20 protein-coding genes, 1 tRNA gene and 1 pseudogene are annotated in these 25754 nt (G+C 70.2%); 12 read left to right on the forward strand and 10 right to left on the reverse strand.

Annotation, left to right across the window (positions count from 1 at the left end):
• The 4 genes and pseudogenes from N869_RS00380 to N869_RS00390 form a co-directional block, all read right to left on the reverse strand.
• A pseudogene (locus tag N869_RS00380) lies at window positions 1-468 on the reverse strand (sugar ABC transporter permease); the annotation flags it as partial.
• 74 nt (window positions 469-542) lie between these two features.
• The gene (locus N869_RS00385; RefSeq protein ID WP_035056263.1) at window positions 543-2228 is read right to left on the reverse strand and encodes an ABC transporter substrate-binding protein; all 1686 of its coding nucleotides are present in this window, start codon (window positions 2226-2228) and stop codon (window positions 543-545) included.
• Window positions 2229-2320: 92 nt separating this feature from the next.
• The gene (locus tag N869_RS17180) at window positions 2321-2476 is read right to left on the reverse strand and encodes a hypothetical protein (RefSeq protein WP_156968262.1); all 156 of its coding nucleotides are present in this window, start codon (window positions 2474-2476) and stop codon (window positions 2321-2323) included.
• A 695-nt stretch (window positions 2477-3171) separates the two neighbouring features.
• Window positions 3172-3248 (reverse strand) — tRNA-Leu (locus N869_RS00390).
• 132 nt (window positions 3249-3380) lie between these two features.
• Between N869_RS00390 and N869_RS00395 the strand changes: the two genes are divergently transcribed.
• Window positions 3381-4010: an ANTAR domain-containing response regulator gene (locus tag N869_RS00395; RefSeq protein ID WP_232229529.1), complete on the forward strand. Its 630-nt coding sequence runs from the start codon at window positions 3381-3383 to the stop codon at window positions 4008-4010.
• 174 nt (window positions 4011-4184) lie between these two features.
• The gene (locus tag N869_RS00400; RefSeq protein ID WP_035056269.1) at window positions 4185-5462 is read left to right on the forward strand and encodes an ABC transporter substrate-binding protein; all 1278 of its coding nucleotides are present in this window, start codon (window positions 4185-4187) and stop codon (window positions 5460-5462) included.
• Between the two features lie 79 nt (window positions 5463-5541).
• On the opposite strand, the gene N869_RS00405 is transcribed toward N869_RS00400, so the two are convergent.
• From N869_RS00405 to N869_RS00420, 4 genes are read right to left on the reverse strand one after another with little or no spacing between them, the layout of a single operon-like run.
• On the reverse strand, window positions 5542-6285 hold the full coding sequence (locus N869_RS00405; RefSeq protein WP_408606330.1) for an ABC transporter ATP-binding protein: 744 nt from the start codon (window positions 6283-6285) through the stop codon (window positions 5542-5544).
• 38 nt (window positions 6286-6323) lie between these two features.
• The gene (locus N869_RS00410) at window positions 6324-7229 is read right to left on the reverse strand and encodes an ABC transporter ATP-binding protein (protein ID WP_035056275.1); all 906 of its coding nucleotides are present in this window, start codon (window positions 7227-7229) and stop codon (window positions 6324-6326) included.
• The gene (locus N869_RS00415) at window positions 7219-8205 is read right to left on the reverse strand and encodes a branched-chain amino acid ABC transporter permease (protein ID WP_035056278.1); all 987 of its coding nucleotides are present in this window, start codon (window positions 8203-8205) and stop codon (window positions 7219-7221) included. Before N869_RS00415 ends, N869_RS00410 begins: the two co-directional genes overlap by 11 nt.
• A 10-nt stretch (window positions 8206-8215) precedes the next feature.
• The gene (locus tag N869_RS00420; protein ID WP_232229526.1) at window positions 8216-9646 is read right to left on the reverse strand and encodes a branched-chain amino acid ABC transporter permease; all 1431 of its coding nucleotides are present in this window, start codon (window positions 9644-9646) and stop codon (window positions 8216-8218) included.
• Window positions 9647-9938: 292 nt separating this feature from the next.
• Here N869_RS00420 and N869_RS00425 point away from each other — a divergent pair, with 292 nt between their 5' ends.
• A complete protein-coding gene (locus N869_RS00425; protein WP_035056281.1) occupies window positions 9939-10616 on the forward strand; it encodes a GNAT family N-acetyltransferase in 678 nt (225 codons plus the stop codon).
• Here the strand turns inward: N869_RS00425 and N869_RS16770 are convergent.
• Window positions 10529-10951, reverse strand: coding sequence for a hotdog fold thioesterase (locus N869_RS16770; protein ID WP_084136291.1), 423 nt, complete (start codon window positions 10949-10951; stop codon window positions 10529-10531). The genes N869_RS00425 and N869_RS16770 overlap by 88 nt on opposite strands.
• On the opposite strand from N869_RS16770, the gene polA reads away from it, so the two are divergent.
• Window positions 10950-13655: a DNA polymerase I gene (gene polA, locus N869_RS00430; RefSeq protein ID WP_035056394.1), complete on the forward strand. Its 2706-nt coding sequence runs from the start codon at window positions 10950-10952 to the stop codon at window positions 13653-13655. The genes N869_RS16770 and polA overlap by 2 nt on opposite strands.
• A gap of 18 nt (window positions 13656-13673) precedes the next feature.
• Here polA and N869_RS00435 read toward each other — a convergent pair whose 3' ends face one another.
• Window positions 13674-14459, reverse strand: coding sequence for a class I SAM-dependent methyltransferase (locus tag N869_RS00435; RefSeq protein ID WP_035056285.1), 786 nt, complete (start codon window positions 14457-14459; stop codon window positions 13674-13676).
• 125 nt (window positions 14460-14584) lie between these two features.
• On the opposite strand from N869_RS00435, the gene N869_RS00440 reads away from it, so the two are divergent.
• The 8 genes from N869_RS00440 (at window position 14585) to uvrB (ending at window position 25580) form a co-directional block, all read left to right on the forward strand.
• Complete coding sequence (locus N869_RS00440) at window positions 14585-16252, forward strand: ABC transporter substrate-binding protein (protein ID WP_084136296.1); 1668 nt, start codon at window positions 14585-14587, stop codon at window positions 16250-16252.
• A 13-nt stretch (window positions 16253-16265) separates the two neighbouring features.
• Entirely contained in the window at window positions 16266-17270 is a 1005-nt protein-coding gene (locus tag N869_RS00445) for an ABC transporter permease (RefSeq protein ID WP_035056291.1), read from the forward strand.
• Window positions 17267-18202: an ABC transporter permease gene (locus N869_RS00450; RefSeq protein ID WP_035056294.1), complete on the forward strand. Its 936-nt coding sequence runs from the start codon at window positions 17267-17269 to the stop codon at window positions 18200-18202. The genes N869_RS00445 and N869_RS00450 overlap by 4 nt, the downstream gene beginning before the upstream one ends.
• Complete coding sequence (locus N869_RS00455; protein ID WP_035056297.1) at window positions 18199-19878, forward strand: dipeptide ABC transporter ATP-binding protein; 1680 nt, start codon at window positions 18199-18201, stop codon at window positions 19876-19878. The genes N869_RS00450 and N869_RS00455 overlap by 4 nt, the downstream gene beginning before the upstream one ends.
• Before the next feature lie 138 nt (window positions 19879-20016).
• Window positions 20017-21042: a 6-phosphofructokinase gene (locus tag N869_RS00460; RefSeq protein WP_035056300.1), complete on the forward strand. Its 1026-nt coding sequence runs from the start codon at window positions 20017-20019 to the stop codon at window positions 21040-21042.
• Window positions 21043-21240: 198 nt separating this feature from the next.
• Window positions 21241-22725, forward strand: coding sequence for a 30S ribosomal protein S1 (rpsA, locus tag N869_RS00465; protein ID WP_035056303.1), 1485 nt, complete (start codon window positions 21241-21243; stop codon window positions 22723-22725).
• Between the two features lie 85 nt (window positions 22726-22810).
• Entirely contained in the window at window positions 22811-23437 is a 627-nt protein-coding gene (coaE, locus tag N869_RS00470; RefSeq protein ID WP_052104791.1) for a dephospho-CoA kinase, read from the forward strand.
• A 43-nt stretch (window positions 23438-23480) separates the two neighbouring features.
• A complete protein-coding gene (gene uvrB / locus N869_RS00475; protein ID WP_035056306.1) occupies window positions 23481-25580 on the forward strand; it encodes an excinuclease ABC subunit UvrB in 2100 nt (699 codons plus the stop codon).
• The last annotated feature ends 174 nt before the right edge of the window (window positions 25581-25754 follow it).

Here is a 25754-nt window from a genome sequence, read left to right on the forward strand (position 1 = left end):
GAAGTGCGGCAGGTAGGAGATCGACTGGATGGTGCGCTTGAAGGCGGTCTTGCGGACCTCGTTGAGCGCGAGCGCCAGGACGATGGGCAGAGGGAAGCAGAAGAGCAGGGTGAGACCGCCGAGGATGGCCGTGTTGGCGAAGACCTTCCAGAACGTCGGGTCGTTGATGAAGAGCTCGATGTAGGCGAACCCGACCCACTCCTCACCGAACATGCTCCCGCCGGGTCGGAACCGCCGGAAGGCGATCACGTTGCCGAGCATCGGGACGTACCGAAACAGGAGCAGGAACAGGACGGGCACCAGCGCCATCGCGTACAGGGGCCAGTCGCGCCGCAACGCGGTCTTCCACGGACGGCGCCGGGCAGGCCCGGAGGTCACCGACGGCGTTCCGGCACCCGGCGGGTCGACGTCGACCTCGGCCGTGACGCCCCGGTCCACGGCCGGGGAGGGTTCACGCGTGAGGCTCATGCGGTGCTCCTTGGGTCAGGGGGCCGCGGGGTGTCGGGACGTCCCGACACCCCGCGGGTCACGTCGTCGGACGGTCAGCCGTTGGCCTCGGCCCAGCGGTCCTTGGCGCTGTTGATCAGCTCGACGTAGCTGGCCAGGCCGGAGCTGCCGAGCTCCGAGACGAACGCGTCCCACTCGGACATGTCGCGGTCACCGAGGATGAACTGCAGGGTCGCCGTGTCCACGGAGTCCTTCAGCGGGGTGGCCTGGAGCGACGCGCGCTCCAGCTCCATCTCGTCCAGGGGAGCGGGCGGGAACGGGTCCCGCGGGGTCCGGGACGAGAGCACGGTGTCGATGTAGTCGACGTACCCGGGCTGGTTGTACGACTCCTTGAGCACGCGGGACTCGGTCCCGCCGGCCAGGACGTCGTTGCCCCAGCCGAGGTCGACCTTGATGTCGGTGCTCCCGGTGTCGGTGTTGAGGTTGTAGGCCGTGTACGTGAAGTCGGGCAGGAGCGTGATCGTGCCGTCTTCAGCCTTCTCGTAGGTCTCGCCCTCTACGCCCCACTGGACCAGTTCACGCGCCTCCGGGTTGTAGTACAGCCAGTCGAGGAACTGAATGGTGCTGCAGAGGTTGGGGTCGTCCTTCGCCTGCGCGGTGACCATGAAGCCGTGCCAGAAGTTCCGGGGCTCCACGACCTGCCCGGCCTCGCCGCCCGGGGGGGCGAGCAGGGCGAGCTCGTAGTCGGTCACGCCCGCCGCGTCGAGCGCGATGGCGAACTCGTTGACGGTCCCTGAGGCGCCCGAGGCGGCGAACACCGTCTCGGCGGCGATCTTCTCGGTGACCGTGCCGGTCCCGTCGTTCGGTGCGGTGAACGACTCGGTGTCGAGCAGGCCGGCGTCGACCAGGCCACGGAAGTACGCCACCATGTCTCGGTAGCCGTCGGTGGTCGGCGCGTACTCGAAGTCACCGGTGGACTCGTTGTAGAACATGCCCTGGCCGAAGCCCCAGCCGGCCACGGTGCCGAAGGCGTGCGAGGCGTAGTTGAGCATGGACTGGCCCTCGAAGCCGTCCGCGAGCGGCAGGCTGTCCGGGTACGCCTCCTTGATGAGCTCGAGGCCCGTCTGGAGCTCTTCCCAGGTCTCGGGGATCGGTGCACCGACCTCCTCGAAGACGTCCTTGCGGATGATGAGCGAGAACATGGGTACCGAGACCTCCTGCAGGCCCGGGGTCATGTAGTACCGACCGTCGGACTGGCGCAGGTTGTCGACCATCTCCCGCAGGTCCCACTCGTCGACGTACTTGTTGAAGTTGGGCATGTGCTCGGCGTAGTCGCTCAGCGGGAGCACGGCCCCGGAGGCGGCGAAAGGTCGCTCGTCGCCGGTGTAGGTGAGGGGGATCACGGTAGGTGCCTCACCTGCGGCGATCAGCAGGCCGCGCTTCTCGACCGCGTCGCTGAACGGGACGTGGGTGGTGACGATGCGGACGTTGGTGCGCTCCTCGATCTCGTCGAAGATCCGCCAGGAGTCCGTCACGGGGCTCTCGGGCCAGTCGGTCCACAGCATGCTCACCTCCATCGGCTCGGGCGAGGTGAACTGCTGGTCGGCGGCGTAGTCGGTGACGGCGCACTCGAGCTCTGCCGGCTCAGCCGCGGCGGTTCCACCTCCTGGGGATCCTCCGGTGCCGCCGCAGGCGGCCAGGGCGAGTGCCGAGACGGCCGTCAAGGCCACGCCTCGGTACGTCCCCGCCCGGCGGGTTCGTGTCTTCGGGACGGGGTTCATGGCTCTCCTCTTTGAGATCGTGCTCGGACGAGCACGTGCGCTGGGTTTCTGTGGTGGCTCGGGGGTCGGTCGACGTGCCTCGTCGTCGGAGCTCATGCGAGTGCCCGCCGGATCGCGTCCGGCGTGAGGGCGACGAGGTCCACGTGTACTGGACCGGTACGGAACGCCGGACGCCGGCGGTTGCGCGCCCGGTCGGACGCGTCGTCCTCGAGGTGGACCAGCAGGTGAGCGCAGGCATCGTTGCCCATTCCCGACTCCTTCGTCGTGAACCGCTGAGCGAGAGATCGATCTCTCGCGACGCAGCATGCACGGGGCGCGAGGGGGTTGTCTAGACACCGGAGGCGGGCTCTCGGCACCCGTGACGAAAACGTTATCGAAAGCCAGCGGCCGGGGTTGCGCCCGTGGCGCGACCATGTGGTCCGGTCAGACCGTCCAGGACCAGGTCACCGTCAGCGCACCGGCCTCGCGGGCCTCGTGCCCGCGCGCCGTCACCCCTCGGGCGGCAGGCCGACGTGGGCGTCGCGCCATGGTGTCTGCGCAGGTCGGGGTGGTGCCCCGAGTGGGATTCGAACCCTGTACCCCCACGTCGTCGAGGTGCAGCAGACCCCAGTCCCGGTGGCTGTTGCCGGCGCGATCCTGACCGCTTGACCGATTCGGCCGCCGCTGAGGTGCCCCGGGAGGCCGCCCGCTCCGAGTCGGCCGAGCACGTGCGCCGACAGCTCGACAAGGGGCCAGACGTTCTGATCCTCACGGCGCCTGAACTGCGGTCTCGATGTGCTCCCGCCACCGGACTCGATCCAGCCGATCCTTCGCCGGCGGTAGCAGCATGCGAGCGGCAGCCCGGCCGACCGGGCCATCGGATCAGTCTGATCTCGGCAGCCCCGACTGGGCCCGCCCGCTGCGACACGTGTGGGACACGCCGTGATGTTCTCGCAGGTCAACCTGGTGCCCCGAGTGGGATTCGAACCCACACTGGATCGGGTTTGAGCCGAACGCCTCTGCCGGTTGGGCTATCGGGGCAGGGCACCCGTGGGCGCCCTGAAGCGCGTGGCATGTGCCCGACCTGTGTGGCGTTGCACCTAGTCACGCGGCTTCGGCACTAGGCTAGCGTGCGTGAGCGAGAACGACGGCACCCAGACTCCCGACCTCGAGCTGCCGATCGGTGCACCCGACGCCGACACGGAGGTCGAGGCGCCGACGACCCGTCCCCAGCGTCGGGCGGTCGTGGCCGAGGACGAGGCCCTCATCCGCATGGACGTCGTCGAGACGTTGCGTGAGGCCGGATTCGACGTCGTGGGGGAGGCCGGCAACGGCGAGGAGGCCGTGAAGCTGGCGGTCGAGCTCAAGCCCGACATCGTCGTCATGGACGTGAAGATGCCCGTCATGGACGGGATCACCGCCGCCGAGAAGATCGGCAAGGAGCACGCAGCCCCCGTGGTCCTGCTGACGGCGTTCTCGCAGACCGAGCTCGTGGAGCGCGCCCGGGACGCCGGTGCCATGGCCTACGTCATCAAGCCGTTCACCCCTGCCGACCTGCTGCCCGCGGTCGAGATCGCGATCTCCCGCTACAGCCAGATCAGCGCCCTCGAGGCCGAGGTCGCCGACCTCGCCGACCGGTTCGAGACACGCAAGCGCGTGGACCGGGCCAAGGGGCTCCTCATGACCAAGATGGGCCTGAGCGAGCCCGAGGCCTTCCGCTGGATCCAGAAGACGTCGATGGACCGTCGCCTCACCATGCGCGAGGTCGCCGACGCCGTCATCGAGCAGGTCGGCAGCGCGTGAGCCTGCGTGTGACACGCACGTAGGACATAGGTCACAAGTCCGCAACAGATTCCCGTGCTTGGGGATCTGTCACACCGTGGACACACACGGCCGGTACGTTCCTCGGCACACACCCTCGCCGGGCGCTGGCTCCCGGTAGGGGAGATCAGAGTGCTCAGAAGAGGAGTGCACCGCATGAAGCGATCGACCCACATGGCCCGCGCCGCCGCGCTGGCCGGAGCCGTTGCCCTCGTCCTCACCGCATGCGCCGGTGACGCCGATGAGCCGGCCGCCGAGAACACCCCCACCGACGAGCAGGCAGGCGGCGACACCGGGCCCCTGATCGTCGGGTCTCTGCTACCCCAGACGGGTTCCCTCGCGTTCCTCGGCCCCCCCGAGATCGCCGGCGTGGACCTCGCCGTCGAGGAGATCAACGACGCAGGTGGCGTCCTCGGGTCTCCTGTCGAGATCCACCACACGGACTCCTCCGACGCTGCGAACTCCGAGGTCGCGACCCAGTCGGTCACCGACCTGCAGAGCCGAGGCGCCCAGGTGATCATCGGCGCTGCGGCCTCGTCCGTGACGCGCATCGTGATCGACGACATCACCGGGTCCGAGATCGTCCAGATCTCACCCGCGAACACTGCCACGGACCTCTCCGGGTACTCGCCCTTCTACTTCAGGACCGCGCCGTCGGACGTCGTCCAGGGTGACGCCCTCGCCAACCTGATCCTCGAGGACGGGCACGCCGACGTCGCGTTCATCGTGTTCAACGACGACTACGGCATCACCCTCCGTGACGTCGCCCAGGCCACGCTCGAAGACGCAGGCGCGACCGTGACGTACGGGTCGTCCGGGGACGAGTTCGACCCGCAGTCCAACGACGTGATCGCCTCGACCGTCACGGCCGCCCTGGCGACCGACCCCGACGCGGTCGTGGTCATCGCCTTCGACCAGACCAGGCTCATCGTCCCCGCGCTGGTGTCGGCCGGGTTCGACGCGTCGAACCTGTACTTCGTCGACGGGAACCTGTCGGACTACTCCGAGGACTTCGAGCCGGGCACGCTCGAAGGGGCCCAGGGCACCCTCCCCGGTGCGTTCCCCAGCGACGAGTTCCAGGGCCGGCTCCTGGAGGTCGACCCCGACCTGCGTGACTACTCCTACGCCGCCGAGTCCTACGACGCGGTGATCCTCGCCGCGCTGGCGGCCGTCCGCGGGGGAGGCACCGACGGTCCGACCATCCAGGCGAACCTCGCCGCGGTGTCCGGGGCCGAGGGCGGGACGGAGTGCATCGGGTTCTCCGAGTGCGCTGCGCTCCTGGACGACGGTCAGGACATCGACTACCAGGCCGTCTCGGGCGTCGGACCGTTCGCGGACAACAACGACCCGTCCTCGGCGTACGTCGGCATCTACCGGTACGAGGACGACAACAGCTACACGTGGGTCAAGGCAGTGTTCGGTGAGGTCGGCTGACCTCACCGGGTGAAGACGAGGGGCCCTGCCGTCCGGCAGGGCCCCTCGTCTTGTAGCGCGACTGATCGTCGCGTTCGGCTCAGCCGTCGGATCCCACGTCCGTGGCGAGCGTGCCCAGGTACAGCTCGATGACCTTCGGGTCGTTCATCAGGTCCCGCCCAGGGGCGGTGTAGGCGTTGCGGCCCTGGTCCAGGACGTAACCGCGGTCGCAGACCTGGAGGCAACGACGGGCGTTCTGCTCGACCATGATGATCGAGACACCCGTCCGGTTGATCTTCCTCGTCCGCAGGAAGGTCTCGTCCTGACGCACCGGCGACAGCCCGGCGGACGGCTCGTCCAGCAGCAGCACCGACGGCTCCATCATCAATGCTCTCGCCATGGCCACCATCTGGCGCTCGCCACCGGACAGGGACCCGGCGCGTTGACGCCGGCGGTCTCCCAGGGCCGGGAACAGGTCGACGATCGCCTCGAAGCGTTCGGCGAACCGACGCGGTTCCTGGTAGCTGCCCATCTGGAGGTTCTCCTCGATGGTGAGGGAGGGGAACACGTTGTTGTTCTGCGGGACGAACCCGACACCCCGCCGGACCAGTGAGTCGGCGCGCTTGTTCGTGATGTCCTCACCCTTGAGGGTGACCTTGCCGGAGCGGACCGTCACCAACCCGAAGAGGGCCTTGAGGAGCGTGGACTTGCCGGCACCGTTCGGCCCGATGATCCCGATCAGCTCGCCGGGCCGCACGACCAGGTCGCAGCCGTTGAGGATGTTCACCCCCGGCAGGTACCCGGCGACGAGGTCCTCCGCGTGGAGGAGGGTGTCGTCCTGCACGGTCCCCGCGGGGGCCTGCGTCGTGGCCGGGGTGGTGGTCACGGTCGTTCCTCTCGTCGCTGCGCGCTCCCGGCGGCCTCATCAGGTCCCTCGGGGTCCTCCAGAAGGGCGTCGTCACCCAGGTCCGTGTCGTGGTGGGCGCCCAGGTAGGCGTCGATCACGGCGGGATCGGCCATGACCGACCCCGGCGGACCTTCGGCGACGACCCGCCCCTCGGCCATGACGGCCACCCAGTCCGAGATGTGCCTGACCATGTGCATGTCGTGCTCGACGAACAGCACCGTGGTGCCGTCGTCGCGCAGGGCCTGGATGTGCCCGAGGAGCGACTGGGTCAGGGCAGGGTTCACCCCCGCCATCGGCTCGTCGAGCATGATCATCACCGGGTTGCTCATGAGGGCTCGCGCCATCTCCAGCAGCTTGCGCTGCCCGCCGGACAGGCTGCCCGCGAAGTCGTCCTTCTTCTCCAGCAGGCGGAACCGTTCCAGCAGCTCCTCCGCGCGGGCGGTGATCTCCCGTTCCCTGGGTCGCCACAGGGGCGGGACGAGCGCGGTCGCGAGGCTCTCACCGGGTTGGCGGTCAGCACCCAGCCGCATGTTCTCCATGACGGTCATCCGGGCCAGGGCCTTGGTCAGCTGGAACGTGCGGACCATCCCGCGGCGGGCGACGCGTGCGGCCGGGAGCCGACCCATGGGCCGGCCGTCGAACGTCCACGTACCGGTGCTCGGCCGGTCGAACCCGGTCAGCAGGTTGAACAGCGTCGTCTTCCCGGCGCCGTTGGGTCCGATCAGTGCGGTGATCGCACCGCGTTGGACCTCCAGGTGCTCCACGTCGACCGCGACCATGCCCCCGAAGCGGCGACGAACGCCGTCCACGACGAGGATCGGGTCGGGCTTGGGCGCGCCAGGGGAGTGCGGGACGGCCCCGAGGGTGGTGTCAACGGGCATCGATCGCCAGCTCCTTCCGGTCCCCGAGTATCCCTTGCGGTCTGAAGATGACCAGGAGCATCAGGGTGACGCCGACGACGATCCAGCCGAACTGCTCGATCTGCTCGGTCCGCATGACGGTGGCGGGCACCACGTCGCGCATGACCGTCTTGATGAGCATCAGCGCGCCCCAGAAGATCATCGACCCGAGCACCGGACCGAAGACCGTCGCGGCCCCCCCGAGCAGGAGGATCGTCCAGATGAAGAACGTCATGGGTCTGCCCATGGCATCGGGTTGCACCGCCCGGGGTAAGACGTAGACCACCCCTGCGAGCGCACCGATCACGCCGCCGAGGACCAGCGCCTGCATCTTGTAGGCGTACACGTTCTTGCCGAGGGAGCGGACGGCGTCCTCGTCCTCCCTGATGCCCTTGAGGACCCGGCCCCACGGGCTGTTGATGAGCCGCCACACGAGCAGGCAGGCGAGGAGGACCAGGAGCCACCCGACGATGCGGATCCACCACGAGTTCGAGGCGTTGTTGGCGTAGGTGAACGGGCCCAGGGTCGTCGTGCCGTCCGGGAACGGTGACAGTGCCTGGAACGTCACCTTGTAGCTGTCGCCCCGGAGCCCGGACGAGGCGCCGGTCAGGTCGGTGAGGGCGGTGGACCGACCGACGATGCGGACGATCTCGGCTGCGGCGATGGTGACGATGGCCAGGTAGTCCCCGCGCAGCTTGAGGGTCGGGATCCCTAGCAGCAGGCCGAAGAGCACCGCGCAGGCGATCGCGACCAGGACCGCTGCCCACAGCGGGAACCCGGCGATGGTGGAGATCGCGAAGCCGTAGGCGCCGAGCAGCATGAAGCCTGCCTGCCCGAAGTTGAGCAGCCCGGTGAGCCCGAAGTGCACGTTGAGGCCGATGGCCGCGAGGGCGTATGCGGCGGTGGTGGGGGCGATCAGCTCGCCGGCGACGTTTGTGAGGATGCGTGCCCAGTCCATGGGGTCTCCCTTATCCGATCCGCTCGGCGCGGCCGAGGATGCCCTGGGGGCGTAGCAGCAGTACGAGGATGAGGATCACCAGTGCGCTGACGTAGCGCATGTCCGAGGGGATGACGAGGTTCGACAGCTCCACGACCATCCCGATGACCAGTGAGCCCGCGAGGGCGCCGAACGCCGTGCCGAGCCCGCCGAGGGTGACGGCGGCGAACATGAGCAGGAGCAGGATCTGGCCCATGTTCCAGGCGGTGGCGTTGAGGTACAGGCCCAGGAGCACCCCGCCCAGGCCCGCGAGCCCGGCTCCGACGGTCCAGACGATCCTGATGATGCGGTCCACACCGATCCCGGACGCCGCGGCGAGCGCCGGGTTGTCCGAGACGGCCCTGGTCGCGCGTCCGACGCGGGTGGAGGTCAGCAGGTAGCCCACGGCGGCGAGCGCCAGTGCTGCGATGCCGAGGGAGATCAGGGACTGCTGGGCGATCGTGACGGGCCCGATGGTGAGGGTCTCGGGGTTGGTGCGCACGATCCGCAGCGAGCTGCTGCCGAGGAAGAACTGGAACACGTACTGCAGGGCGATCGCCAGGCCGATGGTGACGATGAGCTGCTGGGTCAGTCCGACACGACGTCGTCGGAGCGGACGCCAGATGGCGGCGTCCTGGAGCCATCCGGAGGCAGCGGCCAGGGCGATGGCGATGATCGCGGACACCAGCAGGGGCAGGCCCACGATCTGGGTGAAGACGTAGGCGAGGATCCCACCGAGGGTGACCTGCTCGCCGTGGGCGAAGTTGCTCAGGCCGGTAGTGCCGAAGATCAGCGACAGGCCGACGGAGGCCAGGGCGAGCAGGGTCCCGAACACCAGGCCGGAGCTGGCCTGCTGGGCCACGCGCTCCCAGGTGATGCCGGACCCCGACCGGGAGTCCGGTGGGGGGCTGGTCACGGCGTCGGGGTCGGGCACGTCGGCGGTGTCGTCGGCGGTGCCGGGCGACGGGGTGGGGTCCGGTCCGGGGTCACCGAGGGGGAAGAGGACGGCCGCGGAGGTTCCGAGCTCGACGGACACGGTGCGGGGGTTGGCCGCGGGGTCCCTGAGGGTCTCGCCGTCGGGCAGCGTGTCCTCGTCGAGGGTCACCGTGTGCTCGCCGGGCTCGGTGGTCGCGATCGACCAGCGCCCGTCCGGGCCGGTCGAGGTCTCCAGCTCACCGGAGGGGCCTTCGATGACGATGCGGACGTCGGTGGCGGGTTCCCGCTCCGAGGTCCGCACCGTGCCCGCCACGCACCCGGTGTCGGGAGCCGGGGTGCACTCGCCGGTGGCGGCGTGCGCTGTGCCGGTCGCCAGGAGGGCGGCCCAGGTGAGGGTGAGGACGACCAGGGCGAGCAGGGCGGGGCGGAGGGTGCCGCCGGGTCGGGGGGGTGCCTGGGGCAACCGGGGGATCGCTGCACGTGGCACGTGGGCCTCCGTCCGCTTGTGCGCTCTCGCGCAGGTCCTCCGGTCGGGCGACGGTGCCCGGCCGGTCCGGGCCCGGTCGGTCCGCCGGGTGCCGGTGAGAGTAGGCACCCGATGTGTCCTCGCGGTTACGTGCCACAGGTTCCGCTCCTGCCAGGGACCTTGGTCGCACGTCCGGTGAAGGAAACGTAGGGGTCCGGGACCAGACTTTCTCCACGCGGCCGCGACCGTTACCGTTTCGTCATCAAACCGGGCGCCGCCCCCACGGCCCGGGTTCGACGGAGGAGGCCCAGGCGTGCGAACCGGAGTCGAGGTCAGCCCCGCTGAACCCCAGGACGTCGAGCACCTGGCAGGGCTGTGCCTGCGAGCCCGGTCCGAGTCCTCGCTCGCGAGTCAGATCTGCAGCGCCGACCAGGGCGACGTCGCGCGACAGATCGGTGCCCTGACCGGGGCACCGGGGGGTGTGGTCCTCACCGCTCGCCTGGAGGGCACGGTCGTCGGGCTCCTGCTGGCGCGGGTCCTGGGTCCGAGCCCGTTCACCGAGGAGGTGAGCCTGGCGGTGGAGGCCGTGTACGTCGACGCGGCGCACCGACGGCGTGGCGTCGGGCACGCGCTCATGGTCGGGGCCACGCACGCCGCCCGGCAGGCCGGGGCGGAGTCGGTCTACGCCGCGCCCATCCCGGGGGCGCGAGGCATGCAGCGATTCTTCGTGCGACTGGGGTTCACGCCCGCCGCCGCCCACCGGGTGGTCTCGACCTCGGCGCTGGAGCGTCGCCTGGCCGGTGACGTCGCCAAGGGCCGGGTCGGCGCCCTGGAGGACCTCATCGCCAGGCGTCGGCGCCTGCGCCTGGATGGGCAGGTCGGCCACGTCCCCGACCAGGTCGGTCAGGCCTCGCGCGCGGTGATGAGCACACAGGTCAGTCGCGCGGTGCAGACCCGCCTGTCCGCGGAGTCCACCACGACCACCTCATAGCTGGCGGTCGTCCTGCCGAGGTGCACCGCCCGGGCGGTACCGGTGACCTCCCCGTCGGCCACGCCCCGGTGGTGGGTGGCGTTCAGGTCCACGCCGACGGCGCGCCTGCCCTTACCGGCGTGCAGCATCGCCCCGTAGGAGGCCAGCGTCTCGGCCAGGGCCGCCGAGGCCCCGCCGTGCAGCAGCCCGTAGGGCTGGGTGTTGCCCGCCACGGGCATCGTGCCGATGACCTCCTCGGCGCTCGCCCGGAGCACCCGGATGCCGAGCCTGGAGATCAACGTGCCCGGGTCGGCGGGGGCGGTGGGGTCCAGGTCGGGTCCGTCGGTGTCGGTCATGGCCGATAGGTTGGCACCCGTGACTGACCTGGCGCGAACCCGTCCCCTGCTCCTGCTCATCGACGGGCACTCGATGGCGTACCGGGCGTTCTTCGCGCTCCCGGCGGAGAACTTCTCCACGAGCACAGGGGCGACGACGAACGCCGTCTACGGCTTCACCTCGATGCTCGCCAACCTGCTGCGCGACGAGCGCCCGACGCACGTGGCCGTGGCGTTCGACGTGGGGCGCACCACGTTCCGCACCGAGCAGTACCCCGCGTACAAGGCGACCCGGGACGCGACCCCGGAGGAGTTCCGTGGCCAGGTTCCCCTGATCAAGGAGATCCTGGCCACGCTGCGTGTCACGACGCTCGAGAAGGAGGGTTTCGAGGCCGACGACGTCATCGCGACGTTGGCCACGCGAGCGGTCGCCTCGGGCATGGACGTGCTGGTGTGCTCCGGGGACCGGGACGCGTTGCAGCTGGTCGGTCCCGAGGTCACGCTGCTCTACCCGCGCAAGGGGGTCTCGGACCTGGTCCGCTTCACCCCCGAGGCCGTCGAGGACAAGTACGGCGTCCCGCCCGGGCGCTACCCGGACCTGGCGGCGCTCGTGGGTGAGACCAGCGACAACCTCCCCGGGGTGCCGGGCGTGGGTCCCAAGACCGCCGCGAAGTGGATCACGGCCCACGGCGACCTCGAGGCGGTGCTCGCCGCCGCGCCGACCATCAAGGGCAAGGCGGGGGAGAACCTGCGCACCCACCTGGACCAGGTGCGGGTCAACCGCGAGCTGAACGCCGCAGTGCGCGACCTGGAGCTGCCCGTCACGGTCGAGGACCTCGCGTCCCAGCCGTGGGACCGCGAGGCGATGCACCGGGTGTTCGACGCCCTGGAGTTCCGTACCCTGCGCGAGCGGCTCCTGGCGATGGTCCCGGACGCCGAGGACGACGCAGCGGCGTTCGACCTGGAGGTCGTGGCCGCCGTGCCCGGGTCCCTGGGCACGTGGCTCGCTGAGCGGGACGGCCGCACGGTCGCCCTCGAGGTGTCCGGCCGCGGCAACCCCACCGGCGGTGACGCCTGGACCCTCGCGCTCGCCGACGGCACGCAGCAGGCGCTGGTCGTCGACCTGACCGACCTGGACCCGCAGGACGAGTCGACGCTCGCCGTCTGGCTCGCGGACGGCGCGGCACCGAAGGCCGTGCACGGGGCCAAGTCCGCCGTGCACGCCCTGGGTGCACGTGGGCTGGACCTGGCCGGCGTGGTGTTCGACACGCTGCTCGCGGCCTACCTGTGCCACCCGGACCAGCGTTCCTACGACCTCGGCGACCTGGCTGTGCGCCACCTGCGTCGCGAGCTGCGTGCCGAGTCGGCGTCCGGCGACGGCCAGGGGGCGCTGGACCTCGACCTGGACGGTGGTGGTGTGGAGACGGGGGCCGCCGTCCGCGCCGCCGCCGTCGCCGAGCTGGTCGAGGTGCTGCGGGGCGAGCTCGCCGACCGGGCCTCCGGTGGGCTGCTGGCGGACCTGGAGCTACCGCTGGTGCAGGTGCTCGTCGGGATGGAGCGCACCGGCATCGGCGCCGCCGGGGCGTACCTTGCCGAGCTCGAGGCGCACTTCGCGGCCGCGGTCGCCGACGCCGCGTCCGAGGCCTACGCGGTGATCGGGCGGGAGATGAACCTCGGGTCGCCCAAGCAGCTGCAGGAGGTCCTGTTCGACCAGCTCGGCATGCCCAAGACCAAGAGGATCAAGACCGGGTACACCACGGACGCAGCAGCCCTGACGGACCTGTTCGAGCGGACCGAGCACCCCTTCCTGGCGCACCTGCTCGCCCACCGCGACGCCTCCCGGTTGCGGCAGACGGTCGAGGGGCTCATCCGTTCGGTGGCACCCGACGGGCGCATCCACACCACGTTCCAGCAGACGATCGCCGCGACGGGCAGGTTATCGTCGACCGACCCCAACCTGCAGAACATCCCGATCCGCACAGAGGCGGGCCGCCGCATCCGCCGTGCCTTCGTCGTCGGGGACGGGTACGAGACGCTCCTGACGGCCGACTACAGCCAGATCGAGATGCGCATCATGGCGCACCTGTCCGGTGACGAGGGGCTGATCGACGCGTTCCGCTCAGGTGAGGACCTGCACAACTTCGTCGGGGCTCGGGTGTTCGGCGTGACGACGGACGAGGTCACCTCCGCGATGCGGTCCAAGATCAAGGCGATGTCGTACGGTCTGGCGTACGGGCTGTCGTCCTTCGGGCTGTCCAAGCAGCTCGGGATCTCCGTGGCCGAGGCGACGGCCCTCATGGAGGACTACTTCGCGCGGTTCGGGGGAGTGCGGGACTACCTCGCCGGTGTCGTGGAGGATGCTCGCCGGACCGGGTACACCGCCACGATCCTCGGACGCCGCCGCTACCTCCCGGACCTCACGTCCGACAACCGGCAACGGCGAGAGATGGCGGAGCGCATGGCGCTCAACGCACCTATCCAGGGCAGCGCCGCGGACATCATCAAGGTCGCGATGCTCGGCGTCCACCGTGGCCTGGCGCAGGAGGGCCTGGCCTCCCGGCTGCTCCTGCAGGTCCACGACGAGCTGGTCCTGGAGGTGGCACCGGGAGAGCGGGCTGCGGTCGAGCGGCTCGTGCGGGACGAGATGGCGGCAGCCGCCACCCTGTCCGTCCCGTTGGACGTCTCCGTGGGCACCGGACGCAGCTGGCACGACGCCGCGCACTGAGCCTCGGGACAGCCCGGGTCAGCGGTCCGGCAAGCGGCACACGAAGATCGCGGTGCCGGGGACGCGTGCTCCTCTCGCCGGGCCCCACCCACCCCAGGCCCGGGTGTGCCCGGCCGGCCACTCGGGTTCGACGACCCGTTCGAGGAGCAGACCCGCACCCACCACGTCGGCGACGTGGTCCCCCAGTGTCCGGTGGTACTCGGCGTACTCGACACCCCCGTCGGCGCCCAGCTCCACGTACGGCCGCCGGTCGAAGTAGGACCGCGTGATCTCCAGGCCCTCGGGGTCGTCCGGCATGGCCCACCGGATGGGGTGTGTGACCGCGAACACCCACGTGCCCCCCGGCCGGAGCACCCGCGCCACCTCCTGGTGCACCCGCGCCGCGTCCGGCACGAACGGGATCGCGCCGAACGCCGTGAACGCGGTGTCGAAGGAGTCGGCCGCGAACGGGAGGGCGCGGGCGTCGGCCTGGACGCGCGCCACCCCGTCGCCGTCACCGTCGAAGGCGGTCAGCATGCGCCACGCGACGTCGCTCGCGACCGGGTGGGCACCGGCCGCGCGCAACCACCGGGAGCACTGGGCCGCGCCCGCCCCGACCTCCAGGACGTGGCGCCCCCGCACGTCACCCAGGAGGCGTGCGTCGGCTTCCCGGAGCCCCTCCGGGCACCAGCAGAAGTCGTCACGGCCCAGGAACTCCCCGTGGTCGGCGAGGTAGTCCTCGGCGTTGAGCTCCCACCAGGAGCGCCCGGGGTGCGGGGAGGGGTCGTGGACGTCGCGGAAGCCGGCGAAGTCGGGGGACGTCATCAGACCATTGTCGACCCGTGCCGGGTCACAGGCTCGTGTCATGCACGCGAAACATCATTTGACCTAGGTTCGCCCCGCAGCGGTCGGCGCTCCGCCGGCCCGAGGACGACAGAGGTGATCGAGTGATCAGGCTCACGAGGACGGTGGCGGTCGTCACCGTGGCAGGTGCGGTCCTGGCCGGTTGTGCGCAGAGCGAGCGCGAGCAGGCCCAGGACGGCGAAGGTGGCGGGTCGGGGACCAGGGACACCTTCACGTTCGCGGCGTCCTCGGACCCGGCGTCCCTGGACCCCGCGTTCGCCAGCGACGGCGAGTCCTTCCGCGTCGCACGCCAGATCTTCGAAGGCCTGGTGGGGGTGGAGCCCGGTACCGCGGACCCCGCGCCGCTGCTCGCCGAACGCTGGGACGTCAGCGACGACGGGCTGACCTACACGTTCGACCTCAAGCAGGGCGTCACCTTCCACGACGGCACCCCGTTCGACGCCGACGCGGTGTGCGCGAACTTCGAGCGCTGGAACGGCTGGACCGGGATCCTGCAGTCCGGGAACCTCTCCTACTACTGGCAGAAGGTCAACGGAGGGTTCGCCTCCAGCGACGAGGAGTCCCTCGACGGGACCGGCAAGTACCAGAGCTGCGCCGCCCAGGACGACCACACCGCCGTGATCACCCTGGCGAGCCCGCTCCCTGAGTTCATCTCCGCGCTGTCGCTGCCGGCCTTCGCGATGCAGTCGCCCACCGCGCTGGAGGAGCACGGCGCCGACGACGTCGGAGGCGACGCGGGCGCCCCCGTCCTGCCGGACTACGCGACCGCCCATCCGACCGGCACAGGCCCCTTCGTCTTCGAGTCGTGGTCCCGCGGCCAGCAGGTCGTGCTGCGCGCCTACCCCGACTACTGGGGTGAGCAGGGACAGGTCCAGCGCATCGTCTTCCCCATCATCAGCGACGCCAACGCCCGCCGGCAGGCGCTGCAGGCCGGCGACATCGACGGGTACGACCTCGTCGGTCCGGCCGACGTCGCAGCGCTCCAGGACGCGGGCTTCCAGATCGTGGACCGCGAGCCCTTCAACGTCCTGTACCTCGCGATGAACCAGGCCGACCCCGCCCTGGCGGACCTGCGCGTGCGGCAGGCGATCGCCCACGCGATCAACAAGGAGGCACTGGTGGCCCAGACCCTCCCGGAAGGGACGGAGATCGCCACGAACTTCATCCCGCCCTCGGTCGCGGGCTGGAGCGGCGACGTCGAGACCTACGACTACGACCCCGACCGCGCCCAGGAGCTCCTCGAGGAGGCCGGGGCGTCCGACCTGACGATCGACTTCAACTACCCCACGAACGTCTCACGGCCGTACATGCCCACCCCCGAGCAGGTGTTCCAGGCGATCAGCGCCGACCTGGAGGACGCCGGCATCACCGTCAACGCCGTGCCGGAACCCTGGGCCCCGGACTACCTCGACCGGGTCACCGGCACCGAGGACCACGGGCTGCACCTGCTCGGGTGGACCGGGGACTACAACGACACCTACAACTTCATCGGCGTGTTCTTCGGGGCCCGCTCGGTCGAGTGGGGCTTCGACGACCCCGAGCTGTTCGAGATGATCGGCGAGGCCCGGTACCAGACCAGCGTCGAGGACCAGGTCGCGGCCTACGAGGCGGCCAACGTCGCGATCATGGAACGCCTCCCCGGCGTGCCGATCGCCCACCCCGTCCCGTCACTGGCGTTCAGCCCGGACGTGCACGGCTACCCCGCCTCACCCGTGCAGGACGAGGTCTACAACGTCATCACCCTGGACGACTGACCCCACCACGACGATGCTCAGACTCGTCCTGCAGCGCCTCGCGCTGCTGGTGCCGACACTGCTGGGCCTGTCGGTCCTGCTCTTCCTCTGGGTGCGTGCTCTCCCAGGTGGGCCCGCGACGGCCCTCCTGGGAGAGCGGGCGACCCCGGCAGAGGTCGCCCGCGTCAACGCCCTCTACGGGTTCGACCGGCCTCTGCCCGAGCAGTACCTGACCTGGCTCGGTCAGCTCCTGCAGGGCAACTTCGGGGTCTCCACCCGCACGGGCACCCCCGTGCTCCAGGAGTTCTGGCTCCGGTTCCCGGCCACCATCGAGCTCACCCTCATGGCCCTGCTCTTCGCCGTCGGCGTGGGCATCCCCCTCGGCTACCTGGCCGCCCGCCACCAGGGGCGTGCCCTGGACCACGTCACCGTGGGCGTCTCGCTGCTGGGCGTCACCATCCCCGTGTTCTTCCTCGCGTTCCTCCTCAAGTGGGTCTTCGCGGTCCAGCTCGGGCTGCTGCCCTCCGCCGGTCGACTCAGCTCGTCGATGATCGCCACCCACCCCACGAACTTCTACGTCCTGGACGGGCTCCTGACCCGGGAGTGGGACGCCGCGTGGGACGCCCTCCAGCACCTGGTCCTGCCGGCCGTCGCACTCGGGTCGATCCCGCTGGCGATCATCGCCCGCATCACCCGCGCCTCCGTCATCGAGGTCCAGAACGCCGACTACGTCCGCACCGCCCGCGCCAAGGGCCTGCGACCGTCCCGACTGCGACGCCGCGTCGTGCTGCGCAACGCCATGCTCCCCGTCGCCACCACCATCGGCCTCCAGGTCGGGCTCCTGCTGTCCGGCGCGGTGCTCACCGAGACGGTGTTCGCCTTCAACGGCATCGGGAGCTTCCTGGCCACCGCGATCTTCTCCCTCGACTACGCGGTGCTGCAGGGCTTCATCCTCTTCATCGCCGTGATCTACGCCCTGGCGAACCTCGCCGTGGACGTCTCCTACGGACTCATCGACCCCCGGATGCGAGCACGATGACCACCGAGACCCACGCCCTGGGCCCCCACGACCCGTTGCCCGCACGCCCAGGGCCCGACCCCGAGGCCGGGGCGAGCATCTGGCGTCTGGCCGCCCGCAGGCTGCGCCGGAACCCGGGTGCCCTCGTCGGAGCCACCATCATCGTCCTGTTCGTGCTGGTCGCCCTGCTCGCGCCCGTGCTCGCCCCGTACGACGGGCAGGCGCTTCCCGGGCGCGCGCAGATCCGCCCCACCTACATCCCCGGCCCCTCGGCCGATCACCTGCTCGGCCTCGACAGGTTCGGCGGCGACCTGCTCTCCAAGCTGATCTGGGGCGCCCGGGCGTCGTTGACCATCGGCGTCCTGTCCACCCTGCTCGGGCTCGCCGGTGGCCTCCTCCTGGGAGTCCTGGCCGGTGCCTTCGGCGGGTGGGTCGACATGGCCACCATGCGGCTGGTCGACCTCGTGCTCTCCGTGCCCTCGCTGCTCCTGGCCGTCTCGATCGCGGCCGTCATCGGGCAGTCGCCCCGGGCCGTGGTGATCGCGATCGGCGCGGTCCAGGTGCCCGTCTTCGCGCGCCTGCTGCGGGGGACGATGCTCGCCCAACGGGGCCAGGAGTACGTCCTGGCGGCCCGGTCGCTGGGCCTGACCCGCCGTACCGTCACGATGAGCCACGTCCTGCCCAACAGCCTCGGCCCCGTGATCGTCCAGGCGACCTTGATGCTCGCGACCGCCGTCATCGAGGCCGCGGCCCTGTCGTTCCTCGGCCTCGGGGGAGGGTCACCGACGACCGCCGAGTGGGGGCGCATGCTGACGGTCGCCCAGAACGAGCTCGAGGTGGCACCGCGGCTGGCGCTGTGGCCCGGTGCGTGCATCGCCGTCACGGCACTCGGCTTCACGCTCTTCGGTGAAGCGCTCCGAGAGGCGCTCGACCCCAAGACCAGGACGAGGTGACCACCGTGGATGCCGTGGACGGTCCGCTGCTCAGCATCCGTGACCTGGACGTCGGGTTCCGCACCGACCAGGGCACGGCACTCGCGGTCCGGGGGGCCTCCTTCGAGGTCCACGCCGGCGAGACCGTCGCGGTGGTGGGGGAGTCCGGCTCCGGCAAGTCGACCACGGCAGCGGCCGTGGTGGGGCTCCTTGCGCCCAACGGGTCGGTGACGGGCGGGCAGATCCACTTCCAGGGCATCGACCTGCTCCGTGCTGGACGTGCCGGCATCGCCCGGGTCCGCGGCAAGGAGATCGGCCTGGTGCCCCAGGACCCGATGTCCAACCTCAACCCCGTCGTGCGTGTCGGCCGTCAGATCGCCGAGACCCTGGAGGACAACGGCGTCGTGCGAGGACCGGCGGCACGCCGCCGGGCCGTCGAGCTCCTGGACGAGGCCGGTCTGCCTGACGCTGCGGCACGGGCGCACCAGTACCCCCACGAGCTCTCCGGCGGCATGCGGCAACGGGTCCTCATCGCGATGGGGCTCGCGTGTCGACCGCGCCTGCTGATCGCCGACGAGCCGACGTCCGCCCTGGACGTCACCGTCCAGCGCACCATCCTCGACCACCTCGACACCCTCACGGCCGACCTGGGGACCGCGGTCCTGCTGATCACCCACGACCTGGGTCTGGCCGCCGAGCGCGCCGACCGCGTCGTCGTCATGTACCGGGGTGAGGTCGTGGAGCAGGGCCCGGCGCTGGACCTCCTGCGCTCACCCCGCCACGAGTACACCCGACGCCTGAGTGCGGCCGCCCCCTCCCTCGCCTCGGCTCGCCTCACGCCGGCCCGGCCGTCACCACCCCGTGACGCCCCCGACACACCCGACAACATCGTCGAGGTCGACGGGGTCACCAAGGTGTTCCGCCTCCGGGGTCCCGGCCTGCTCGGCCGCGGTCGCGACCTGACTGCGGTGGACGACGTCTCGTTCACGATCCCGCGGGGGACGACGGTCGCGCTCGTGGGGGAGTCGGGCTCGGGCAAGTCGACGGTGGCCCGCATGGTCCTGGACCTCCTGACCCCGACGGCGGGCGAGATCCGCTTCAACGGACGAGCCGTCAGCGGGGCGCGGCGGGACCGTGCGGCCGAGGTCCGCTTCCGCAAGCAGGTCCAACCCGTCTTCCAGGACCCGTACTCCTCCCTGGACCCTCTGTACTCGGTCCACCGCACCATCGAGGAGCCCCTCCGCGCCCATCGACTCGGGTCCCCGGACCGGCGTCGCGAGCGTGTCGAGGAGCTCATGGACGCCGTCGCGCTGCCGCTCGACCTGCTCCGCCGGTACCCGGGGGAGCTCTCGGGCGGGCAGCGGCAGCGGGTCGCGATCGCCAGGGCCCTGGCGGTCGACCCCGACCTCGTGGTGTGCGACGAGGCCGTCTCGGCGCTCGACGTCATCGTCCAGTCCCAGATCCTGCACCTGCTCGCGGACCTCCAGCAGCGGTGGGGGCTGAGCTACCTCTTCATCACCCACGACCTGGCGGTCGTGCGGCAGATCGCCGACGAGGTGTGCGTCGTGCAGGGCGGGCGGGTCGTGGAGAGCGGTCCGGTCGACCAGGTGTTCGAGGCCCCCCGGGAGGGGTACACGCGGGCGCTCCTGGACGCGATTCCCGGGCGATCGCTCGACCTGGGGGCGCGGTCCGGGTGACCGGGACCCTCGACCCGACCGGGCCCGGCGCCGGTTGGCTAGTGTGGTGTCCACGGGACGCATCGGTGCGTGACGGCTCTCCGCGAGGGCCTGTCCACCAGACCGTCCCTGGCCCCCAACGACGAAGGAGAGTCGCGCGTGCGTGTCGGACTGCTGACCGGTGGCGGAGACTGCCCAGGACTCAACGCGGCGATCCGTGCCGTGGTCAAGCACGGCGAGGGCCACTACGGCCACTCCATCATCGGGTTCCGCAACGGGTGGAAGGGCGTGGTGGACGGTGACGTGATGCCGTTGCGGCGCGAGCACATCCGCAACGTCCTGCCCGTCGGCGGCACCCTCCTGGGCACGGCACGGTTCCACCCCCATGCGGGCAACGGCGGACTCGAGGCCGTGACCGCCACGCTCGAGGCCGAGCGGATCGAGGCGCTGATCTGCATCGGCGGCGACGGCACGCTCCACGCGGCGTCCAAGGTCGCCGAGACCGGCGTGAAGATCGTCGCGATCCCCAAGACGATCGACAACGACGTGGAGGGTACCGATCTGTCGATCGGGTTCCACACCGCCGTGAACATCGCCACCGAGGCGATCGACCGCGTCCACACCACCGCCGAGAGCCACAACCGCGTCATGGTCGTGGAGGTCATGGGGCGTCACGCCGGGTGGATCGCGGTCACCGCCGGGATCGCCGGCGGGGCCGAGCTCGTCCTGGCACCTGAGGAACCGTTCGACATCGACCAGGTGGTCAAGTTCCTCAAGCACCGTCACCGCGCCCACGCGAACTTCTCGATCGTCGTGGTGGCAGAGGGAGCGATGCCGCGCGAGGGCAGCTCGATGGACTACACCACCCAGGTCGGGAAGTACGGCGAGATCATCGCGGGCGCGATCGGGGAGAAGGTCGCGCACGAGATCGAGCAGCGCACGGGCTTCGACACCCGTGTCACGATCCTGGGCCACGTGCAGCGTGGCGGGTCGCCGACGCCTACCGACCGTATCCTCGGGTCACGTTTCGGGGTCGCGGCGATGGATGCGATCGCCTCGGGGCGGACCGGGGTCATGACTGCACTGCGTGGGGAGACCGTGGAGCTGGTGGACCTCGCCGAGATCGCCGGGAAGGTCAAGCACGTGCCCATGGACCTGCTGCGGACCGCTCAGACCCTCGCCTGAGACGATCGTCGTCCACCTTTTGACCACGCCGTCGGCCACCGCATAGGATGGTCGGCGGCGTGGCACGTCCTGCGCCGATTTCGTGATCGAACAACATCCCGCAGGCCCGTGATCGCGCCACGGCGCGCCCGGGACCGGGGCCCACAGCAGCAGTCCCTGTCCGCACTACTTCCTGTCCGCATCGGAGCTCTAGACTCAATGACCACCTCCACCTCCACGAAGCCGAGCACGCCGCAGGTCGCCATCAACGACATCGGCTCGGCCGAGGACTTCCTCGCCGCGATCGACGCGACCATCAAGTACTTCAACGACGGCGACATCGTCGAAGGAACCATCGTCAAGGTCGACCGCGACGAGGTCCTCCTCGACATCGGCTACAAGACGGAGGGTGTCATCCCCTCCCGCGAGCTCTCGATCAAGCACGACGTCGACCCGGACGAGGTCGTCGCGGTCGGGGACGCGGTCGAGGCCCTCGTCCTGCAGAAGGAGGACAAGGAAGGGCGCCTGATCCTGTCCAAGAAGCGCGCGCAGTACGAGCGGGCGTGGGGCACGATCGAGAAGATCAAGGAAGAGGACGGGGTCGTCACCGGCACCGTGATCGAGGTCGTCAAGGGTGGTCTGATCCTCGACATCGGCCTGCGCGGCTTCCTCCCGGCGTCGCTGGTGGAGATGCGCCGCGTGCGTGACCTGCAGCCGTACGTCGGCAAGGAGATCGAAGCCAAGATCATCGAGCTCGACAAGAACCGCAACAACGTGGTCCTGTCGCGGCGCGCCTGGCTCGAGCAGACCCAGTCCGAGGTCCGCTCGACGTTCCTGCAGACGCTGCAGAAGGGCCAGGTCCGCCCGGGGGTCGTGTCCTCGATCGTCAACTTCGGCGCGTTCGTGGACCTCGGCGGCGTCGACGGTCTGGTGCACGTCTCGGAGCTGTCCTGGAAGCACATCGACCACCCGTCCGAGGTCGTCGAGGTCGGCCAGGAGGTCACCGTCGAGGTTCTCGACGTCGACTTCGACCGCGAGCGCGTCTCGCTGTCGCTCAAGGCGACGCAGGAGGACCCGTGGCAGGCGTTCGCCCGGACGCACGCCATCGGTCAGGTCGTGCCCGGCAAGGTCACCAAGCTCGTCCCCTTCGGTGCGTTCGTGCGCGTGGAGGACGGCATCGAGGGCCTGGTGCACATCTCCGAGCTGGCGGTCCGGCACGTCGAGCTGCCCGAGCAGGTCGTGAACGTGGGTGACGAGACCTTCGTGAAGGTCATCGACATCGACCTCGAGCGTCGTCGCATCTCGCTGTCCCTCAAGCAGGCCAATGAGGGCGTCGACCCCAACAGCGAGGACTTCGACCCCGCGCTGTACGGCATGGCGGCCGAGTACGACGAGAAGGGCAACTACAAGTACCCCGAGGGCTTCGACCCCGAGACCAACGAGTGGCTCGAGGGGTACGAGGCCCAGCGCGAGGCGTGGGAGGCCCAGTACGCGGCCGCCCAGGCGCGCTGGGAGGCCCACAAGAAGCAGGTCGCCGAGGCGGTCACGGCCGAGGCCGAGGCAGTCGCCAGCCCCGAGGCCCCGGCGTCCTCGGGGGCGTCGACCAGCAGCAGCTACTCCTCGACCCCGGTCGAGCAGGGCAGCGGAACCCTCGCCTCGGACGAGGCGCTGGCCGCGCTGCGTGAGAAGCTCACCGGCAACTGACGTACCCAGAGCCGTCGGGCTCACCGGAGGGCCGGCCACCAGTGACGGTGGCCGGCTCTCCGGCATCTGTCGCTAGGCTCGGACCATGGACGGTTCACCGCGGTTCCCGCAGGACCGGCACCTGCGCGTCGGACTGACCGGCGGTATCGCCGCCGGAAAGTCGGTCGTGTCCCGACGGCTGCAGGAGCTCGGCGCATGCGTGGTCGACCACGACGGCTTGGCCCGTGAGGTCGTGGCCCCGGGCACGCGCGGGCTTCGCACCGTGGTCGCCGCGTTCGGCCCCCAGGTGCTCACGGAGGACGGTCAGCTGGACCGTGCGGCCCTGGCAGCAACCGTCTTCGCGGACTCCGCCGCGCTCGAACGCCTCAATCAGATCGTGCACCCGCGGGTCAGGCGAGCCGCTGAGGAGCGCGAGTCCGACGCGGTCGCCGCCGGGTCCGACGTGGTTGTCCACGACATCCCGCTCCTGGTCGAGACCGGGCAGGCGGGACACTTCGATCAGCTGGTGGTCGTCGACGCACCGGCTGAGCTGCGCGTGCAGCGGCTGGTGGGCGAGCGGGGGATGACCGAGGAAGCCGCGTGGGCCAGGGTCGCGGCACAGGTCGCGGACGACGAACGGCGTGAGGCCGCTGACGTCCTCCTGGACGGGTCACGGAGTGTCGAGGACCTCGTCGCAGAGGTGGACGCCCTGTGGTCGAGCTGGCGCGACTGACCCCTGACGGGTTGGTGTCGCACGGGCGACGTACGGTACTCGCATGCGTCCCGTGACCGACATCCAGCGCAGCGCCTCCCGCTTCGAGGTCGTCTCCGAGTACAGCCCCTCCGGGGACCAGCCGGCCGCGATCGCAGAGCTCGCGAACCGGGTCCGCGCCGGTGAGAAGGACGTGGTGCTCCTGGGCGCGACGGGCACGGGCAAGTCCGCGACCACGGCCTGGCTCGTCGAGGAGCTCCAGCGCCCGACCCTCGTCATGGCACCGAACAAGACCCTCGCCGCCCAGCTGGCGACGGAGTTCCGTGAGCTGCTGCCCCACAACGCGGTCGAGTACTTCGTCTCGTACTACGACTACTACCAGCCCGAGGCGTACATCGCGCAGTCCGACACCTACATCGAGAAGGACTCCTCGATCAACGAGGAGGTCGAGCGGCTTCGGCACTCGGCCACCAACTCCCTGCTGACCCGACGTGACGTCGTGGTCGTCGCGTCCGTCTCGTGCATCTACGGGTTGGGCACACCCCAGGAGTACGTCGACCGCATGGTCCGCCTGGCCGTCGGGGACCACATCGAACGTGACGATCTCCTGAGGCAGTTCGTCACCATGCAGTACACGCGCAACGACATGGCCTTCACCCGGGGGACCTTCAGGGTCCGTGGTGACACCGTGGAGATCATCCCCGTGTACGAGGAGCTCGCCATCCGGATCGAGTTCTTCGGGGACGAGGTCGAGGCCATTCATGCCCTGCACCCCCTGACCGGAGACGTCCTGCGGTCCGAGGACCAGACCTTCGTCTTCCCGGCCTCGCACTACGTGGCCGGACCCGACCGCATGGAGCAGGCGATCTCCACGATCGAGACCGAGCTGGAGGACCGCCTGGCCGAGCTCGAACGGCAGAGCAAGATGCTCGAGGCGCAGCGGCTGCGGATGCGCACCACCTACGACATCGAGATGATGCGGCAGGTCGGCAGCTGTGCCGGGATCGAGAACTACTCCCGCCACATCGACGGTCGGGGCCCCGGCACGGCACCCCACACCTTGCTGGACTTCTTCCCCGACGACTTCCTGCTGGTGATCGACGAGTCCCACGTCACGGTCCCGCAGATCGGCGCCATGTTCGAGGGCGACATGTCGCGCAAGCGGTCCCTGGTCGAGCACGGCTTCAGGCTTCCCAGTGCGATGGACAACCGGCCCCTGCGGTGGGAGGAGTTCGTCGAGAGGATCGGTCAGACCGTCTACCTCTCGGCGACGCCGGGTGCCTACGAGCTGTCCCAGTCGGACGGTGTGGTCGAGCAGATCATCCGACCCACGGGTCTGGTCGACCCGGAGGTCGTCGTCAAGCCCACCAAGGGGCAGATCGACGACCTGCTCCACGAGATCAGGGAGCGGGTCGACCGAGACGAGCGCGTGCTGGTCACCACGCTGACCAAGAAGATGTCGGAGGACCTCACCGACTACCTCCTGGAGCGGGACGTGCGGGTGCGGTACCTGCACTCCGAGGTCGACACCCTGCGCCGGGTCGAGCTGCTCCGCGAGCTCAGGCTCGGGCAGTTCGACGTCCTGGTCGGGATCAACCTCCTGCGCGAGGGGCTGGACCTCCCCGAGGTGTCGCTCGTGAGCATCCTCGACGCCGACAAGGAGGGGTTCCTGCGCTCGGGGACGTCACTGATCCAGACGATCGGTCGCGCGGCACGGAACGTGTCAGGCCAGGTCCACATGTACGCCGACAAGATGACCCCGGCGATGGCCCAGGCGATCGACGAGACCCAGCGTCGACGGGACAAGCAGATCGAGTACAACCGTCGGCACGGGGTGGACCCGACCCCGTTGCGCAAGCGCATCAGCGACGTCACCGACATGCTCGCGCGCGAGGACATCGACACCGCGGAGCTGTTGCAGGGTGGGTACCGGCAAGGAGGTAAGGACTCCCGCGGGGCCGCCCCGGTCCCTGGTGCCGCGGGCGACCAGAGGTCGGCCCTCGCCGCGGCGTCGGCGGGTGAGCTCGCCGGGCTCATCCAGGAGCTCAGCGAGCAGATGCGCAACGCCGCAGCGGAGCTCCAGTTCGAGCTCGCGGCCCGGTTGCGTGACGAGATCTCGGACCTGAGGAAGGAGCTCCGTCAGATGCAGGCGGCGACCGCCTGACACCTGTGCCGGGTCACCGCAGGTCCGTGTCCCGATGGTCTACTGTGTGCGCAGTTGGAGGGGAGTACTCCCGCCGCAGCAGCGTCGTCATCACGGAACCGGCCCGGCCCGGCCCGGTGCTGCTGGTCCACGTTCCCGGTCGGGTCCGTGGGTGGAGGAGACCTCCGGTACCCC

The organism is Cellulomonas bogoriensis 69B4 = DSM 16987 (assembly GCF_000767165.1).
GTDB lineage: Bacteria > Actinomycetota > Actinomycetes > Actinomycetales > Cellulomonadaceae > Actinotalea > Actinotalea bogoriensis.

Bases quoted from the DNA above. Each gene is read 5' to 3' on its own strand.
- N869_RS00400 (WP_035056269.1), top strand. From the start codon at position 4,185: ATGAAGCGATCGACCCACATGGCCCGCGCCGCCGCGCTGGCCGGAGCC.
- rpsA (WP_035056303.1), top strand. From the start codon at position 21,241: ATGACCACCTCCACCTCCACGAAGCCGAGCACGCCGCAGGTCGCCATC.
- polA (WP_035056394.1), top strand. From the start codon at position 10,950: ATGGCCGATAGGTTGGCACCCGTGACTGACCTGGCGCGAACCCGTCCC.
- uvrB (WP_035056306.1), top strand. From the start codon at position 23,481: ATGCGTCCCGTGACCGACATCCAGCGCAGCGCCTCCCGCTTCGAGGTC.
- N869_RS00445 (WP_035056291.1), top strand. From the start codon at position 16,266: ATGCTCAGACTCGTCCTGCAGCGCCTCGCGCTGCTGGTGCCGACACTG.
- N869_RS16770 (WP_084136291.1), bottom strand. From the start codon at position 10,951: ATGACCGACACCGACGGACCCGACCTGGACCCCACCGCCCCCGCCGAC.
- N869_RS00450 (WP_035056294.1), top strand. From the start codon at position 17,267: ATGACCACCGAGACCCACGCCCTGGGCCCCCACGACCCGTTGCCCGCA.
- N869_RS00385 (WP_035056263.1), bottom strand. From the start codon at position 2,228: ATGAACCCCGTCCCGAAGACACGAACCCGCCGGGCGGGGACGTACCGA.
- N869_RS00410 (WP_035056275.1), bottom strand. From the start codon at position 7,229: ATGCCCGTTGACACCACCCTCGGGGCCGTCCCGCACTCCCCTGGCGCG.
- coaE (WP_052104791.1), top strand. From the start codon at position 22,811: ATGGACGGTTCACCGCGGTTCCCGCAGGACCGGCACCTGCGCGTCGGA.
- N869_RS00415 (WP_035056278.1), bottom strand. From the start codon at position 8,205: ATGGACTGGGCACGCATCCTCACAAACGTCGCCGGCGAGCTGATCGCC.
- N869_RS17180 (WP_156968262.1), bottom strand. From the start codon at position 2,476: ATGGGCAACGATGCCTGCGCTCACCTGCTGGTCCACCTCGAGGACGAC.
- N869_RS00435 (WP_035056285.1), bottom strand. From the start codon at position 14,459: ATGACGTCCCCCGACTTCGCCGGCTTCCGCGACGTCCACGACCCCTCC.